Here is an 18,072-nt window from a genome sequence, read left to right on the forward strand (position 1 = left end):
CCAATGGCGGGTAACCGTACTGACACATTTTAACAGCAAAGGCGCTTACAACGGGCAACCGTTGTGGCGCCTTTTTTTTGTTGCCAAGAAAGGGGAAGACCATGCAAGGACTGAACACTCTGCGCCGCACACTGATAAAAAGTGCATTGATTCTGACCACAGGTCTGGCCAGTGGTTTATCGGCATTATCGATACCACTCAGTCATGCTGATGATTATCCGGAAAAAGAAGAGCTTAAATTCGGTTTTATTAAATTAACCGATATGGCACCGCTGGCTATTGCCTATGAAAAGGGTTTCTTTGAGGACGAAGGCTTGTATGTCACCCTCGAAGCACAGGCAAACTGGAAAGTACTACTCGACCGCGTGATTGATGGCCAGCTGGATGGCGCCCATATGCTGGCGGGCCAGCCATTGGGCGCAACCATTGGGTTTGGCACCAAAGCCGATATCATTACCGCCTTCAGTATGGATTTAAACGGCAATGCTATTACCGTTTCCAATGATGTCTGGCAGCAAATGAAACCCTTTATCCCCAAAGATGCTGAAGGGAAACCCGTACACCCGATTAAAGCCGATTACCTGAAACCAGTCATAGAAAAATACAAAGCCCAGGGTAAGCCATTTAATATGGGCATGGTTTTTCCGGTATCCACCCACAACTACGAATTACGCTACTGGCTGGCAGCTGGCGGTATCAACCCGGGTTATTACGCACCGTCGAAAGGCGATACCTCCGGCCAGCTGAATGCTGATGCCCTGCTTTCGGTTACACCGCCACCACAAATGCCGGCAACGATGGAAGCCGGTACGATTTATGGTTATTGCGTAGGCGAACCCTGGAACCAGCAGGCCGTCTTTAAAGGCATCGGTGTTCCGGTGATTACCGACTACGAAATCTGGAAAAACAATCCGGAAAAAGTATTTGGCGTCAGCAAAACCTGGGCAGAAAAATATCCGAACACTCACAAGCGTGTGGTCAAAGCACTGATCCGTGCTGCCGCCTGGCTTGATGAAAACAATAATGCCAACCGCGAGGAGGCGGTAAAAATTCTGGCCAAGCCACAGTATGTAGGCGCCGATTACAAAGTGATTGCTAACTCCATGACCGGTACTTTCGAGTATGAAAAAGGCGATAAGCGCTCTGTACCGGATTTCAATGTCTTTTTCCGCTACAACGCCACCTACCCTTATTACTCCGATGCCATCTGGTATCTGACACAGATGCGCCGCTGGGGCCAGATTGCCGAAGCTAAATCGGATGACTGGTACAAAGACATCGCGAAAAAAGTGTATCGCCCGGATATCTACGCAGAAGCAGCCAAGGCACTTATTGCTGAAGGTAAAGCCGATGCCAAAGACTTCCCTGACTTCAGCAATGAAAGCGGATTCCGTGCCCCACAAACGGAATTTATCGACAACATCACCTATGACGGTCAGCAACCGAATGCTTACCTGCAGAAGTTTGCTATCGGCCTGAAAGGCGAGCAAAAGCTGTAACACAGGGAATAAGCCGGCTGTTTTAACAGCCGGCCAACCATCACACATTCATCGAAATTGTGCAGTCAACTGAATCCGTCAAGGAGATCCTATGAGCATTGCCCTGACCCAAACATTAAGCAAAATAAGCTGGCTGGAACCGATGATTAAAGCCGCTCAGGGAGAAAACCGCAGCCAGAACCTGAGCATTATTGCCAAAGCCATCGGCATTCCTCTGGCAGGGATTCTGGTGTTTTTAATGATCTGGCATGCGGCCGCATCAAGCATTAACACCTCTCTGGGAAAATTCCCCGGACCTGCCGATGTCCTGATCCAGAGTAAAACCCTGATCAGCGAACATATTACAGAGCGTGAAAAAGCAGCCGCTTTTTACCAGCGCCAGGATGAACGTAATGCCCGGCGTCTGGCACAAGACCCGGACTATATCGTCAAAATCCGCGACTACACCGGTAAGCCAACCTACGTCGATCAGATTGGTACCAGCCTGATTACAGTTCTGAGCGGTTTTCTGATTGCCTCACTGATCGCCATTCCGCTGGGTATTGTTATTGGTTTAAATGCCAACCTGTACTCGGCGTTTAACCCGGTGATTCAGATTTTCAAACCGGTATCACCTCTGGCCTGGCTGCCACTGGTCACTATGGTGGTCAGTGCTGTCTATGTCAGCGATGACCCGGTTGTAGCAAAGTCTTTTGTCACTTCCATGATTACCGTCATGCTCTGCTGCCTGTGGCCAACCGTTATTAATACCGCCGTGGGCGTCGCCTCTATTTCTCAGGATTTAAAAAATGTCAGTCAGGTGCTGCGTTTAAGCTGGCTGACTCATGTACGGAAAATTGTGTTACCTGCCGCTATTCCGATGATGTTTACCGGCCTTCGTCTGTCGCTGAGTATCGCCTGGATGGTGCTGATTGCTGCGGAAATGCTGGCACAAAACCCCGGACTCGGAAAATTCGTCTGGGACGAATTCCAGAACGGCAGCTCAAATTCCCTCGGCCGTATTATGGTCGCGGTTATTACCATCGGCTTAATTGGTTTTGCCCTTGACCGCATTATGTTGCTGCTGCAACGGAGCGTTTCCTGGGATAAGTCCGCCACCTTACGCTGAGAACCGGAGAAAATTATGAACCCACTACTCGAACTGACTCAGGTAGGTATTGAATTCAGCACCGCAAAAGGCAGTTTCCGCGCGTTGCAGAGTGTCGATCTTAAGATTAATAAAGGTGAGTATATTTCACTGATCGGCCACTCCGGCTGCGGCAAATCCACCGTGCTGAATATTGTTGCCGGTCTGCTGCAGGCAACCGAAGGCGGCGTAGTTCTGAATGGTAAAGAAGTGAACGAGCCAGGCCCTGAACGTGCGGTGGTTTTTCAGAACCACTCCCTGCTGCCCTGGCTCAGTGCTTATGAAAATGTCGAGCTGGCAGTAAAACAGGTATTCCGTGGCAAAAAATCCAAAGCCGAAATGAAAGCCTGGATTGAGCACAACCTGGAGCTGGTGCATATGACCCATGCCATGCATAAACGCCCGGATGAAATTTCCGGTGGCATGAAGCAACGCGTGGGTATCGCCCGGGCATTGGCGATGGAGCCTCAGGTGTTATTAATGGATGAGCCTTTTGGCGCGCTCGACGCCCTGACGCGTGCGCACCTTCAGGATTCATTAATGGACATTCAGAAGGAGCTGAATAACACCGTCATTATGATTACCCATGATGTGGATGAAGCGGTCTTATTGTCTGACCGGATTGTAATGATGACCAATGGTCCCGCTGCCACCATTGGCGAAATTCTGCACATCGATCTGGAACGGCCACGTAACCGCCTGCAGTTAGCCGATGACCCACGCTACAACCATTACCGTCATCAGGTGCTGAGTTTCCTTTATGAAAAACAGCGTAAGACTGATGACAGCCTGCCTGCCACGCAACCCCATGGTCAGGTCTCAGGTTCCCAAATAATAAAAGAAAATCATGAAACCCGCGCGATAAACACCCCGGCCGGGCATTCCCATGCTCATACACCGGATCAGGATAAAGCTAACCAGTTAAAAACTGCCTGATTTTAATCAAATACCGGAGAAAGAATGATGCAAACAAAAAAAACGTTGTCAGCTACTGCCCTGAGTTTAGCCATCAGCCAGATTGTCTTCAGTCAGAGTGTGCTGGCAGAAGATACGGCTGTTGATATGCTGAAAAAAGGTGACGCCATTATTGATCTTCGCCTGCGCTATGAAAGCGTTGATGATGACGATGCTGCCGATAAAGACTCTGCCACGGCACTCACTCTGCGCTCTCGCCTGGGTTATGAAACAGCCGATCTTAACGGCTTTAAAGTGCTGTACGAAATTGAAGATGTACGCGCCGCTATCGACGACTATGCTCCGGAAAATACCGATTATGATACCGTTGCCGATCCGGAGAACACCGAGATCAACCGTGCTCAGATCAGCTACAGCAAAGATGGCTTCAGCCTTGTAGCCGGTCGCCAGCGTATTATTCTGGATAATGCCCGCTTCGTCGGTAATGTCGGCTGGCGTCAGAATGAACAAACTTTTGATGCGGTAAAAGCGGCTTATAAAACCGGCGATGTTAACCTTCAATACGCTTACATCGATCAGGTTAACGGTATTTTGCGTAAATTTGATGCCGACGTTACCAGCCATTTACTTAATGCCACCTACTCCGGACTCAAAGCCGGAAACCTGACCGGTTACGCCTATTTATTAAAGGATGACGACAGTGATGCCAAGCTGGATACCTATGGTGCGCGCTTTGCCGGAAAAACACCCGTCAATGATCTGAGCCTGATCTACAGCGCAGAATTTGCTACCCAGTCCAGCGATGATTTTGATGCCAGTTATTATGCCCTGGAAGGCGGCGTGGTGTTGTCCGGCATTACTCTCGCACTGGGCAATGAAACCCTCGGCAGTGATGACGGCGCCTATGGATTCCAGACCCCGTTAGCCACCAAACATGCGTTTAATGGCTGGGCAGACAAATTCCTGGTAACTCCCGCCGATGGCCTGAGTGATACCTATATTAAAGCCACGGGTGCCGTCGCCGGTGTCAAATTGCTGGCCATGTACCATGAGTACAGTGCCGATGAAGGCAATGACGATAAAGGCAGCGAAGTCAATTTCCTCGCCGCCAGAAGCTTTGCTGAGCATTACAGTGCCGGTCTGAAATACGCCGCCTACAGCGCCGGAGATAATGGTAGCGACAGCGACAAAGCCTGGCTGTGGCTGGAAGCAAAATTCTGATTAAGCCTTAAAAAAGCGATACGGCGGTGCCCTGCGGGTACCGCCATCTGTCAGCGAAGGAGATAGAACATGGCGACAAACATTCTGGTGATTATTGGCAATGGTCTGGCAGCCAACCGGGTACTGGAGCAACTGGGCGAGAACCATCCGTTCAGCGCTATTCACGTACTGAGCGACGAGCCTGTTGCTCATTACAATCGCATTATGCTCTCACCACTGCTGGCCGGCGAAACAACGCTGAATGCCATTACGCCACATGATAAAGAGTGGTATCAGAGCCGGCGTATTTCTGTTTATCTGAAGCAGAATGTTGAACGCATTGATACGCTAACCCAGCAGGTTATCTGTTCCGGTGGCGACCATTTTGCTTATGACGCACTGATACTAGCCACCGGGTCCCGTTCTTTTGTGCCTGATATTCCCGGTGCAGATGCAACCAATGTTGTTGGTTTCCGCAGTCTGCGCGATGTTGACACTATGTTTGAACGCTTGCCGGATATACAACACGCTACCGTGATTGGTGCCGGATTGTTGGGTGTAGAAGCCGCCACGGGACTTCGCAGCCACGGCATCCAGGTAACCCTGCTGCACCGTAATCCTGTGTTAATGAACCGCCAGATGGATGCCACAGCGTCGGCATTACTGGAAAAAGAATTGCTTAACCGTGGTATTGATGTGCGCACCGGCTGCACCCCGCTTAAATTGTGCAGCAGCAATACGCCAAAGCTGCACATCAATACTATTCAGTTTGAACAGGCTGAGCGCCATATTCAGCAACAGCTGGATACCGATCTGGTGGTATTTGCTACCGGTATTATTGCCAATAAAGAACTGGCAGAAAGTGCGGGCATCCGCTGTGGCCAGGGGATTCAGGTAGATGCATTGATGCGTACCAGTCACCCGCATATTTATGCACTAGGCGAATGCTGCGAATTTAACGGCAACACCTATGGCCTGGTCGCTCCCATCTGGGAACAGGCCAGCATCCTTGCACGCCAGCTGCACCAGCAATATCAAACCGATCAGCAGCAGAGATTAAGCACTGCCGATCCTCTGTTGTCGTATCAGGAGCGCGAGTATTTAACCAAATTAAAAGTATCCGGTGTCGATATTCACAGCATCGGTCAGTTTGAAGCAGACAGCAGTACAGAAGTTCTGCAACTGCTGGATGAGCACGCGGGTATTTATAAAAAAATACTGTTGCGCGATGAGCGTATCGTCGGGGCCCTGTGTGTCGGTGATGTCGCCGACAGCCACTGGTATTATGAATTAATGCAACAGGGTGACAGCGTTACCGCTCTGCGGCCAACATTATTGTTCGGCCAGGCGTATTGCTGATACTGTGCTGAAAAATTATCAGTGACCGCTACTGGCAGAAAAAACATTCATCACCACGACACCGGTAATAATCAGCACCATACCGATAATAGCCGCCGGATCGAGTTTCTGATCGAATAAAAACCAGCCAATCAGGGTAACCAGAACAATGCCCATGCCCGACCAGATGGCATAAGCAACGCCGACCGGAATGGTTTTTAATGTCAGGGCCAAACCATAAAACGCTATAGAATAGCCAACCACTACCACCAGCGAGGGTATTAAACGGGTAAAACCTTCGCTGACTTTTAACGCTGAGGTTGCGATCACTTCGGCAATAATCGCAATCGCCAGAATCCACCAGGTATTCATACTAGGCTCCCACACTGCCACTGTATTTTTGCTGCTGTCTTTTCACCAGCTGCGCCAGTATTTTAATCGCATCTTCCACATCCTCACTCCAGGTAATAGCCGTATTAATGCGGATATAATTGGAAAAATGCTCAGTATTGGAAAACACATCACCGGGAATAATAATTACCGAACGCTGCGCAGCCTCATAATGCAGATCCATAGCACTGACGCCCTCGGGCAAACAGACCCAGAGAATAAATCCTCCGGCAGGCTCACTAACCCGGGTTCCCGGTGGAAAATACTGGCGGATGGCATGAATAAAACGCTGCATGCTGTTGGCGGCACGCACCCGGAACTGACGCAGATGCCGGTCGTAGTGGCCGTTCTGCAGATACGACAGCATCGCGTATTGTGACAGGCTCGCTGCCGAAAAAGTGGTAAATGTCTGCCGTTCTGTTACCTGCCGGTACCAGCGACCAGGAATGCACCAGCCCACACGCAAGCCTGCCGAGACCGTTTTGGAAAACGACGAGCAGTACAGCACCAGACCATCCTGATCGTAGGTTTTCAGCACCGAAGCCGGTGACTGAGCCTGTCCACGCGCGACCGGATACCCTGTTTCGCCATAAACATCATCCTCAATCACCGGCACCTGATACTGACTGGCCAGCGCCATCAGTTTTTTCTGTTGCTCTACCGGCATACTGCAACCGGTCGGATTGGAATAACGGCTGCTGACCTGAATGACTTTTACCGGCCACTGCTGTAATGCCAGCTGCAGTGCATCGACACTCATGCCCTGCTGCGGATCAGTGGGTATTTCAATAATCTTCAGCCCCAGCATATCGGCGGTCTGTAAAAAACCGTAATAACAGGGCGATTCAACTGCGATCAGATCACCGGGATTCGTAACTGCCCGTAAACACAGGGCCAGCGCTTCGGCACAGCCATGGGTAATAACGATATCATCCGCCTGACAACGCACATTCACATCGCGCATTCGTACCGCAACCTGATTACGCAGCTCTTCCAGACCGGGTGAAAATAAATAATCGAATACTTCGGCAGAATGAAAACGACTGACTTTCTGAATATGGGTCTGCAGCACCCGCTGCGGTAACCAGTCCGGACGCGGAATCGCAGCACCAAGATTGATCATGGCCGGACGATTGATTTTCGCCAGCATGCCATTAATAAATTCAGCCTTGGTAACAGCGCAGGGTTTATCACCGGCCGATAACGGCGGTATCTGCTGCTCAGCAGACGACACATGGCTGCGGACAAAGTAACCCGACTGTGGCCGGGCCGAAATCCAGCCCTGATCCTCAAGCCAGGCATAAGCCTGGGTTACGGTTGAAATACTCACGCCGTACTGCCCCGCCAGTTTACGCACACTGGGTACTTTGCTGCCGGCCGCAAACACTCCGGCACGGATATCATCCGCCACCCGGCCAGCCAGTTGCTGATAAAGGGGTTGTTCTGTCTGGCGTTGTAACACGATGAACTCCTGAGCACTGACGGCTGCATAGAATCGGCGGCGTGGAATAGGCTCCATGGCCAATTACTCACTGACAAAGCGCATTCTAAAGAAACAACTGTACCGCCAACCGATACAGTTTGGCCAATTCATTCCAGTACAGTTACCGATCGTAGCACTACTGTACTGCTGCTTCTCTCCCGCCCTGCGTCTGCTGCCGTAACCCACAGCACGGCATGATGATTCATCAGTTATCCATCGATTCAGCACAAAGGCCATGTATGCAAAATCCATCTCTGACCATTCCTTCTCCTCCTGACAGCAGGACAAATTTACCCGCTAACAGCAAACCCGGAAAATTCGCGGTCCCCGTATTCAGTGCCGTTCATCAGGCCTTGTTTGCGGTGATGCTGTTTGCCCTCACCATTCCGATGACACAGATCGCACTGGGCAGTTTTTCAGCCGAGTTTATTGCCGCCAGCCGCGCCGTCATCGCGGGCCTGACAGCCTGGGTGGTAATCGTTATTAATGGCTGGAAACGTCCGCCGCTGCAGGCGTTGCCCTGGTTGCTGCTGGCCGGTGTTGGTGTGGTACTGGGCTTTCCTTATTTACTGAGTCTCAGCCTTACCCGTATACCTGCCGCTGATATGGGCGTGGTTCTGGCCGGCCTGCCGCTGGTAACGTCGTTACTGGCCACCCTGCTGCAGGGCGAACGTCATCCGCCACGCTTCTGGTTTTTTTCCGTTGTCGGCTGCAGCCTGCTCGCCGGTTATGTCATTACCACCATTGGTGCATTGCCGGCGTTCGCCCCTCAGCATCTGCTGACTCTGATCGCCACCCTGCTGTTTGGCGGTCTGGGTTACAGCGCCGGAGCCAAAGCCGCCGCAATGATCGGTGGCTGGCAGACCATCTGCTGGATGGTGGTTTTATATTTGCCATTGTCTGCGCTGGTATGGGGAAGTTTGTGGGCCACGGAAGCTGCGCACAGCAACCAGCAGAATATTGTGGAAAGCATGTTCGCCCTGCTCTATCTGGGTCTCATCAGCCAACTATGGGGCTTCCGTTTCTGGTATCGCAGCCTGGCGACGGCGGGTGTCGCCAAAATCAGTCAGCTGCAATTGCTGCAGCCGTTTTTTACTCTGGCATTTATCAGCCTGATGCTGCGTGACAGTATTACTGTCGCTCAACTGTTTTTTTGCGCGCTGATAGTGTTGATGGTGATGTGTGCGATGAAAAGTGCAAAGCGCTGATTTGCGATCAGGGAGGGCCTATTGACAGGCCCTGAATCAGCCGGAAAAAATCAGCGCCTGTACAATAATCACAAGCAGTAAAAGCCCACTGAGTATTTGCCAGAAACGCAACGGGTTACGCTCCAGCAATGGCTTTTGCCGGTATTGCCGCTGCAGCGAAGCATTCGGCTGATGCAGGTCGGTCCAGAATTCAGAATAAGCCTGATAACGCTCCGCCGGATTGGGTTCACAGGCTTTCTGAATACAGAGATCCAGCCACAGCGGCAAGTCCGGACGATGCTGCAACAGCGACGTGTAACGCCATTGCGAAAACGATTTCGCTCCGCGCCGGTGTACCTGATCCATAGAAAAAGGCTGCGCACCGCTGAACAGCTCATAGACCATAACACCCAGCGAAAATAAGTCACTCTGATGGCTGGCATTGTGCAGGCCTGTAGTGCCAAGAACGGTTTCAGGTGCAATATAATTAACCGATCCCTGCGGGCATTCTTCTTTAACAGCGCTGTTAATTTCTGCCAGGCCGCGTACCTGAACGGTGCCAAAATCAATCAATTTAATACCGCCATCGCGGTCAACCAGCACATTTTCAGGCTTTAAATCACGGTGCACCATGCCCAATCGCTGAAATGCCCGCAGTGCATGAATTAATTGCCCGACCAGTTTACGGACATCGGCAGCAGACGGAGCCGGATGGTCATGCAACCACTGGCGCAGGCTGTCGCCATCCAGTTTTTCACAAATATGATAAAGAAAGCGACTGCTATCCAGTGGCGGGTAAATCTTCATAATATTCGGGTGATCGACCCGGCTGCCAACCCATTGCTCGCGCACGAAGCCCTCTAGATAAACCAGATCATCCTGAAAATTCAGCGACGGTGCTTTTAATACATAGTCTTTTTGGTCGCGCAGATTACGCACTCTGTAGACATGGCTGCGCGTACCGGCATACAGAATTTCCTGTATCTGAAAGTGGTCGATTTTATCGCCTGTTTTCATTACCGGCGGAATAGCCCGCTCACACAAAGTACGGTGTGCTTCCTCAAGATTGGTCTGCGGTAATTGTTCAACCACCAGCAGACAGCAGGTTGCATTGTCATCACCGCCCTGAGCCAAAGCCTGTTGCACCAGCTGTTTGCTGCATTGTTCCAGCTGATGCTGATTGATTCCGTGACTAGCAGTCGCGGCCTGCAATGCACCGTTCAGTGTCTGCTGTAATTGCTGGGCGGTTAAAAAACCATGCACACCATCGCTGGTGAGTACAAAAACATCGCCCTGCCGCAATGATTGAGTCTGATAATCAACTTCCAGATGGGTATCCATTCCCAGCGCCCGGCTAAGGTACTGACGCCCACCCTGCTGATGATTATGATCGCGGGTCAGTAACTCAAGAATACCGGCCCGCAGACGATAAATCCGGCTGTCGCCTACATGCAGTAAATGCGCAGTATTGGATTTTAAAATCAGCCCACTGAAGGTCGTCACCAGACTGTTATGGCGGGCACTGGCCTGCTGACCGTGATGATACAGCCAGGCATTAAGTGACGATAAAACTCTTCCTGCTGCAGTTTTTACATCCCAGCTGTCGGGCGTGCTGTAATAATCCTGCAGAAAATGCGTCACACTGGTGGTGCTTGCCTGCTGCGCATGCTCGCTGCAGCTGACACCGTCGGCGACACACAGGGCCACCCCTTTATAATGCTCCTGGGTGGTAAGACAAGCGGCAAAAGCATCCTGATTTTCGTCTTTCGGACCTGCAGAAGAGTAGCCGCCCAGCGTGACGATCAGGCGTTTGGCAGAAGGCCGACGGATAATGTCACCTTCAGTGGCAAGACCATATTCCTTATTTAATGCTCTGTCAGTCTGCATAAATGTCTCTGAGTCAGGCATCAGGACCCAACGGTCTGCAATAAAAAACCTGTGTAAAACGATGCACAGATGATGAATACCAAGACGTGAGAGAGTAGCCCGGTATTCATTGATATCCGTCCCGTTTTACACAGTGCGCAACAGCGCAATAGGCGAAATATCCAAACACGGCACAACTGATGAAGGAAGGTAAGCACCTGCTGTCACCGTATGTCTGGTTCGCCCGATCGTTATACTTATAACTCAGCGCGCCGTTGCAGCAGAGTTCACATCAATCATTTCAACCGTACCATCATCACGCACCTCAGCAATATGGCCTGCTGGTTCCTCCATGGCCAACAGAGCAATAAAGCCCACGACAGCCGTCGCCGCGATCACCATAAAGAAAGTTGAATAATCCACGAATGACAACACCGTTAAATAGGTCACGGCACCGACATTGCCGTAGGCTCCGGTCATACCAGCAATCTGCCCGGTCAGACGGCGTTTGATTAATGGCACGACAGCAAATACAGCACCTTCTCCGGACTGAACAAAGAACGAACAGGCCATTGCCGCAACAACGGCAAGCCACAAAGGCCAGCTGCTGTCGACCATTGCCATCGCACAGTAACCAATGGCCAAACCCAAGGTCAGAATCAGCAGGGTTGGCTTACGGCCGAATTTATCCGACAACCAACCGCCCCCCGGACGTGACATCAGGTTCATAAAAGCATAAGCCGAAGCCACCATGCCGGCCATAACCGGTGTCAGTTCAAAGGTTTCGGCAAAAAACAGCGGTAGCATGGAAATAACCGCCAGTTCAGAACCGAAGGTGGCAAAATACAGAATATTCAGCACCGCCACCTGACGGAATTTATAACGATGAATTTCAGCAACCGGTTCTTTGAAAACCGTTTTATTAACATTCCAGACATGGCTGACATCGTACAGATACAACAGCACCAGGCCTATATAAATCCCCACTGCCATGGTATCGGTCAGCATGCTGACACCAGCCGGAGACAGCTTCCATGCCAATAATGCCAGCGCCGCATACATAGGCACCTTCATCACCAGCAGAAAGAAAAAATCGCCTTTACTGGTGACTTCCAGCGCACCGACATGCTTTGGCTTAAAGTAGGTAGAGCCTTTCGGTGTATCCGAAACATTACGATAATAAATAACGCTGAACAGCAGGCTAAGAACCCCGGTCAGAGCAATGGCATAACGCCAGCCATCGTCCCCGCCAAATAACAGCGCAATAACCGGCAAGGTGAATGCCGCCGCCGCAGAGCCGAAGTTACCCCAACCACCGTAAATCCCTTCGGCCGTTCCCAGCTCGTTAGCCGGAAACCATTCACTGACCATACGGATACCAATCACAAAACCGGCACCGATAAAGCCCAGCAGAAAGCGGGCAATCGCGGCCTGAGTAAAATCATCGGCCAGGGCAAACATAAAGCAAGGAATTGAACATAGCGCCAGTAATAGCGAGTAAACAATACGTGGACCAAAACGATCCGTCAGCATGCCAATAATAACCCGTGCCGGAATGGTCAGCGCGACGTTAAGAATCAGCAGTGTTTTAACTTCCGCAGCGCTCAGCCCCAGACTGGCGGCAATCGCCTGCAGCATGGGAGCATGGTTAAACCACACAACAAAGGTAATAAAAAATGCGATCCAGCTAAGATGAAGTACTTTCATCTTACCGCTGAAATTAAACAGATTAAATTTTTCGACCGTCATCAGATAATTCATCCGGTAATTAATATCACTGCCCGGTTTCCGGGCAGCGTTTCAATAATTGAAGCTATGCAGCCTCAGCCCAGCAGAACCTGCTGCTGCTCCACTCTTACCCGGTAGGTTTTCAGCAACAGATCTCTGTCCTCCAGACACTCGCCGGTCGCCAGATCGTAATGCTGTTTATATAAGGGTGATGCCACCACCAGCCGCTCACCAACAGAACCGACAATACCGCGTGACAACACATTGGCCTCACCCAGCGGATCGTAATTACTGATGGCAAACACCTGATCGCTGTCACCGATCCGGAAAAGTGCGACCTGCTCGCCCTGATACAGAGCGCACACACCGGTATCCGGCGCGATATCTTCTAACGGACAGATAGTGGTCCATTGATTCATAGCCTGATTCTGCTCATTCATTACGGAATTAGATAACGTCATAATGTGCTCCTTAGCCCTGTACTGTACTGAGATTAACCAGTTCAATCCGCTCGGTTGCGGTTGCCGGACGGCGCTGACCACGCTCGCGCACATACAGCAGGTTGCTGTCATCTTCATCGGCATTAATAAAATGCTGGAAGCGTTTGAGTTTTTCCGGATTTTCCAGTGTTGTTTTCCATTCACACTGGTAAGTACTCACAACGCGGGTCATGGCATCTTCCAGTTCGCTGCAGATACCCAGTTTGTCGTCGACCACGACCTCACGCAGGTAATCCAGTCCGCCCTCAAGGTTTTCCATCCATACCGACGTGCGCTGCAGACGGTCGGCGGTGCGTACATAAAACATCAGTACGCGGTCGATGGTTTTAATCAGGGTTTCATCGTCCAGTTCGGTGGCAAATAAATCAGCATGACGCGGACGCATACCGCCATTACCACAGACATATAAGTTCCAGCCTTTTTCGGTGGCAATAACACCGATATCTTTGCTCTGTGCCTCCGCACATTCGCGGGTACAGCCGGATACGGCAAACTTAATTTTGTGTGGTGCACGCAGGCCTTTGTAGCGGTTCTCCAGTGCAATCGCCATCGACACACTGTCGAGCACACCGTAGCGACACCAGGTACTGCCAACACAGGATTTCACCGTGCGCAGCGATTTACCGTAGGCATGGCCGGTTTCAAATCCGGCAGCAACCAGACGCTCCCAGATCTGCGGCAGTTCATGTAATTGTGCGCCGAATAAATCGATACGCTGACCACCGGTAATTTTGGTATACAGGTCGTATTCTTTGGCAATTTCACCCAGCACGATCAGTTTATCCGGGGTAATTTCACCACCGGCAATACGTGGCACAATGGAGTAAGTACCGTCTTTCTGCATATTACCGAGGAAAATATCGTTGGTATCCTGCAGACCGATATGCTCGTCTTTCAGAATGTATTCGTTATGAAAGGAGGCCAGTACAGAACCGACCGTTGGCTTACAGATTTCACAGCCATGGCCTTTACCGTGCCCCTGCAATACCTGAGCAAAGGTGGTGTAGCCTTTAACACGGATAATATCCGCCAGCTCAGCACGGGTATAAGCAAAGTGTTCGCACAGATTGTTATTAACCTCAACACCAAGAGCCACCAGCTCAGCATCCATCACCTGCTTCACCAGCGCAGAACAACCACCACAGCCGGTCGAGGCTTTGGTCGCGTCTTTAATATCCCCCATGGTGCAACAACCGCCCTGCACCGCTGCCGCCAGATCACCTTTGGTAACATCAAAACAGGAACAGATCTGAGCCGTTTCCGGTAAGGCAGCAACGCCCAGTCCGGCGGAGGCTTCACCATCCACCGCTGGCAGAATCAGTGCCGCCGGGTTACCGGGAATATCCATATCGTTCAGCATTAACTGCAACAGCGTACCGTAAGCCTCAGCCTCACCCACCAGCACCGCACCCAACAATTTTTTACCATCGGCAGAAACAATCAGGCGTTTATAGACTTCGGCAATATCGTCATTAAATACATAACTCTGACTGCCGGCAGTATGTCCGTGTGCATCACCGATGGAGGCAACGTCAACGCCCAGCAATTTAAGTTTGGTGCTCATATCGGCACCTTTAAAGGCCAGTGCCGGTTCTTCGTGGGTAATTAACGAACTGACAATATGTGCGGCACTGACTTTGGCCATCTGATAGCCGGGAGCAACCAGACCGAAAATTTTGTTATCCCACAGTGCGCATTCACCAATGGCATAAATATCCTCGTCTGAGGTCTGACAGTAATCGTTAATAACAATACCGCCACGTTCACCCAGATCCAGTCCGAACTGACGCGCCAGTTCATCCTGCGGACGGATACCGGCAGAGAACAGAATCATATCGGTTTCCAGAAAACTGCCATCGGCAAAATTCATGCGATAGCGGCATTCCTGCCCGGCAACAATTTCTTTGGTATTTTTTTCGGTATGAACAGTAACGCCCAGATCTTCGATTTTACGGCGCAGTAATTTACCGCCGCCTTCATCCAGCTGTACGGCCATTAAACGCGGCGCAAATTCCACGACATGGGTTTCCAGCCCGGCCTGCTTTAACGCGTTTGCGGCTTCCAGCCCCAACAGTCCGCCCCCCACAACAACACCGGTTTTACTCACGGCGGCCGAGGCAGAAATAGCTTCAAGATCTTCAATAGTACGGTAAACCAGACAGTGATCCTGGTCTTTGCCCGGAATCGGCGGAACAAAGGGGTAAGAACCGGTTGCCAGTACCAGCTTGTCGTAACCTTCTTTACGGCCACTGGCGGTGGTGATGGTTTTTTCATGGCTGTTAATGGCCACGACTTTATCGTTCAGGGTAAATACCACGCCCTGACGTTCATAATCATCTGCTGTGGTCAGTGCCAGATCAGCGGCGGTATAGCCGGAAAAGTATTTGCTCAGCTGTACCCGGTCATAAGCCAGACGCGGTTCTTCTGAGAAGGTAACGAGTTCAAATTCGGAGGAATGTTCGGAGGTGGCAAGAGTGTTGATAAAGTTGTGTCCAACCATGCCGTTGCCAACGACGATAATACGCTTTTTGCTCATGGGATGGCCTCGCTATCGGGTCATAATCTGATTTCTCCTGTATTTGCATCGTTGCTCTATTTTCACACCACGCCGTTGCAGTGCAAAAACATCACAAGGGGTTTAGCAACATGAATGCCAAAGAATAAATTTGCCCTGTTTTCAGCAATCAACAGCCTGTTTATGGCGCCGGATCGGGTTTTATGCAGGGAAAGTGCACCAGAAAATATCGGATAAACCGTAACCTGCCCTTATTAAGGGCAATAATGATCCCGGACGAAGATTTACGGTAAGGGTTGCACAAAAAGATCCGCCGCCGCACCGTTCAGATGCCAGACAACGGCACCAGTGAAAGACAAGCCGGAATAAAAAAGTGCAAAAGAGGTAAAGCCATAGGCTGGGTATGAGACAAGCATAGAAACAATGACATGATTGGCAGGCAAGAGTAACAGAAGGGGCTGCGCTGAGATTGGATTCCTGCGATGCTCAGGCCGTTAAACGCTCACTCTGTGAAGCGGATTCGCGCACTCGCCACACCGGGTGCCAGGGCCTGTTAATACTAATTAAACAGACCCTGGACATTCCGCGTGTGGCTTTTTTATCCGTGTCCGGATGCCGCCGGCTGCTCAACACACACAACCTGATCACGACCAGCGGCTTTGGCTTCATATAATGCCACGTCCGCCTGCTCCAGCAGGGCATCTTCCATAACGCCGGGTAAGCAACGTACCAGCCCGCCGGAAAATGTATAGGAAAAATCACTGAACGGGTTCTCGCGCAGTTCTTCGGCCAGGCGTTCAAAAGTCCGCCGGGCAACCGCCAGCGTCGTTTCCGGCAGCACCACCATAAATTCTTCCCCACCAATACGGCCAATAATATCGCCGTCACGCAGGCTGTTTTTTAACTGCAAAGAAAAATGTTTGATGACACGATCACCGACGGCATGGCCATAGGTATCGTTAATACGCTTAAAACGGTCCAGGTCGAGCAGCGCAACGCACAGTTTATTGCCATAACGCTGACAGCGCAGCACCTCTTCCTGCAGGCGGCGCATCGATTCACGCCGGTTCAGCAGCGCGGTCAGTGAATCACGGGTCACCAGATTACGTACCATACGGCCGCGGCGGATTCGCGATTCTACGGCAAACAACAGGTCAACCGGCTGCACCGGTTTGCTTAAAAAGACATCGGCGCCGGTACACATGGCCTGCACCTGAACTTTGGGGCTGATTTCGTTGGACAGGAAAACAATAGGCACGCTGATCAGATTATCCTGCTGGCGGATTACCCCCGCCAGCTCCTGACCACTGATACCGGGCATATACAAATCGAGCAGAATCAGATCAGGAATATGATTCTGCAGATACGGCATCAGCTCACTCATTGGCTGGGTAATCACATAGGTATGAAAGCCCGCATCCTGCAGAGTGGAGGAAAGAAACTCGGCGACAGAAGGCTGATCATCAACAATCAGAACCTGATAAGGGTCGCGTTCATAACGTTCGGTCAGGGCATTAATCTCCGCCAGAACCTGATCATCATTAACCGGCGTGGTAATAAAAGCCTGAGCCCCCATGCGGATGGCAATAATGCGTTCTTCCAGTCCGCTGGCGGTGCTGATGGCCAGCACCGGCAGATGCAGATTCTTCTGCGCCAGCTGCAGTACACGCTGCTGCTGCTTATCGTTAAGAGAATCAAGATTAACAATCAGGGCGCAGGTGTTATTACCTTCGTGATGCAGCAGGTGCGATATGGATTCCACTTCTTTCAGCCGGTAACCCGCCGCACGGATTTTTTCTGCCAGAGATGGCGGTACAGTACCAGTACCGAACGCCAGAATGGTGATCGGCATACCCGGCTGATAGTGCTGAATACGGCGATTCAGCAAAGGGATTTCGGCGAGCAGTCGCTTTATTCCGGGGTTATTTATTTCGTCAGTCATCGCATACCGGGCCTTTCTGTACAAATTGATCCGGCACACCTGGAGCCGATCTTCAGAGTGTAGCAACGATTCTGCCTGCTTATAGCGCAAACTCAGGCAGTGCCTGCTAAATCACAGGCACCTTCGCACCAATTTGAGTCATAAAGACCAATCCGCGCTCCGCTAAAACGCATTTTTATTCTTTGCCGAATCAATACCGGCCGACGGAATACTGTGCCGCCCCGCACGGATGATCCATTCTGCGCCTTTGCTGTTATTTTTCAGGTTTGCCCGCAGGATTGGCACTTATCTTGAATTGTCTTGAATAACGAAGCTGCCACTATCAGGCCGTTTCCGGCATCAACGCAGATGCCAACCGTCATACACAGCGCTTACAAGGCCTG

General features: G+C 51.0%; 13 protein-coding genes. 6 read left to right on the top strand and 7 right to left on the bottom strand.

Features of this window, described 5'->3' with window-relative positions:
* The first annotated feature begins 101 nt into the window (after positions 1–101).
* The 5 genes from B3P58_RS04455 to B3P58_RS04475 all read left to right on the top strand — a co-directional run bounded on the left by B3P58_RS04455 (position 102) and on the right by B3P58_RS04475 (position 6,099).
* Positions 102–1,499, top strand: a complete 1,398-nt coding sequence (locus B3P58_RS04455) for a CmpA/NrtA family ABC transporter substrate-binding protein (protein ID WP_145468946.1) — start codon at positions 102–104, stop codon at positions 1,497–1,499.
* Between the two features lie 91 nt (positions 1,500–1,590).
* Complete coding sequence (locus B3P58_RS04460; protein WP_286716281.1) at positions 1,591–2,607, top strand: ABC transporter permease; 1,017 nt, start codon at positions 1,591–1,593, stop codon at positions 2,605–2,607.
* 15 nt (positions 2,608–2,622) lie between these two features.
* The gene (locus tag B3P58_RS04465; protein ID WP_230331978.1) at positions 2,623–3,561 is read left to right on the top strand and encodes an ABC transporter ATP-binding protein; all 939 of its coding nucleotides are present in this window, start codon (positions 2,623–2,625) and stop codon (positions 3,559–3,561) included.
* Positions 3,562–3,585: 24 nt separating this feature from the next.
* Positions 3,586–4,761: an alginate export family protein gene (locus B3P58_RS04470; RefSeq protein WP_286716283.1), complete on the top strand. Its 1,176-nt coding sequence runs from the start codon at positions 3,586–3,588 to the stop codon at positions 4,759–4,761.
* 69 nt (positions 4,762–4,830) lie between these two features.
* Positions 4,831–6,099: an NAD(P)/FAD-dependent oxidoreductase gene (locus B3P58_RS04475; RefSeq protein WP_286716285.1), complete on the top strand. Its 1,269-nt coding sequence runs from the start codon at positions 4,831–4,833 to the stop codon at positions 6,097–6,099.
* Between the two features lie 18 nt (positions 6,100–6,117).
* Here the strand turns inward: B3P58_RS04475 and B3P58_RS04480 are convergent, their stop codons facing one another.
* Positions 6,118–6,450: a DMT family transporter gene (locus tag B3P58_RS04480; protein ID WP_225691938.1), complete on the bottom strand. Its 333-nt coding sequence runs from the start codon at positions 6,448–6,450 to the stop codon at positions 6,118–6,120.
* Position 6,451: 1 nt separating this feature from the next.
* Complete coding sequence (locus tag B3P58_RS04485) at positions 6,452–7,930, bottom strand: PLP-dependent aminotransferase family protein (RefSeq protein ID WP_286716287.1); 1,479 nt, start codon at positions 7,928–7,930, stop codon at positions 6,452–6,454.
* A 260-nt stretch (positions 7,931–8,190) separates the two neighbouring features.
* On the opposite strand from B3P58_RS04485, the gene B3P58_RS04490 reads away from it, so the two are divergent.
* Positions 8,191–9,159: a DMT family transporter gene (locus B3P58_RS04490; RefSeq protein ID WP_286716288.1), complete on the top strand. Its 969-nt coding sequence runs from the start codon at positions 8,191–8,193 to the stop codon at positions 9,157–9,159.
* 36 nt (positions 9,160–9,195) lie between these two features.
* Here B3P58_RS04490 and B3P58_RS04495 read toward each other — a convergent pair whose 3' ends face one another.
* The 5 genes from B3P58_RS04495 to B3P58_RS04515 all read right to left on the bottom strand — a co-directional run bounded on the left by B3P58_RS04495 (position 9,196) and on the right by B3P58_RS04515 (position 17,689).
* Positions 9,196–11,025 carry a bifunctional protein-serine/threonine kinase/phosphatase gene (locus B3P58_RS04495; RefSeq protein WP_286716289.1) on the bottom strand — a complete coding sequence of 610 codons (1,830 nt, stop codon included), beginning with the start codon at positions 11,023–11,025 and terminating at the stop codon, positions 9,196–9,198.
* A 243-nt stretch (positions 11,026–11,268) separates the two neighbouring features.
* The gene (locus B3P58_RS04500) at positions 11,269–12,753 is read right to left on the bottom strand and encodes a NarK family nitrate/nitrite MFS transporter (RefSeq protein ID WP_230331972.1); all 1,485 of its coding nucleotides are present in this window, start codon (positions 12,751–12,753) and stop codon (positions 11,269–11,271) included.
* A 74-nt stretch (positions 12,754–12,827) separates the two neighbouring features.
* Positions 12,828–13,193: a nitrite reductase small subunit NirD gene (gene nirD, locus B3P58_RS04505; protein ID WP_286716292.1), complete on the bottom strand. Its 366-nt coding sequence runs from the start codon at positions 13,191–13,193 to the stop codon at positions 12,828–12,830.
* 10 nt (positions 13,194–13,203) lie between these two features.
* Positions 13,204–15,768 (bottom strand): nitrite reductase large subunit NirB, encoded by a 2,565-nt coding sequence (nirB, locus tag B3P58_RS04510; RefSeq protein ID WP_286716294.1) that lies wholly within the window; start codon positions 15,766–15,768, stop codon positions 13,204–13,206.
* A 577-nt stretch (positions 15,769–16,345) separates the two neighbouring features.
* A complete protein-coding gene (locus B3P58_RS04515) occupies positions 16,346–17,689 on the bottom strand; it encodes a diguanylate cyclase (RefSeq protein WP_145468957.1) in 1,344 nt (447 codons plus the stop codon).
* Between the last annotated feature and the right edge of the window lie 383 nt (positions 17,690–18,072).

Origin of the sequence: Thalassolituus sp. UBA2009, from assembly GCF_002335285.1 — a bacterium.
GTDB lineage: Bacteria > Pseudomonadota > Gammaproteobacteria > Pseudomonadales > Oceanobacteraceae > Venatoribacter > Venatoribacter alkanivorans.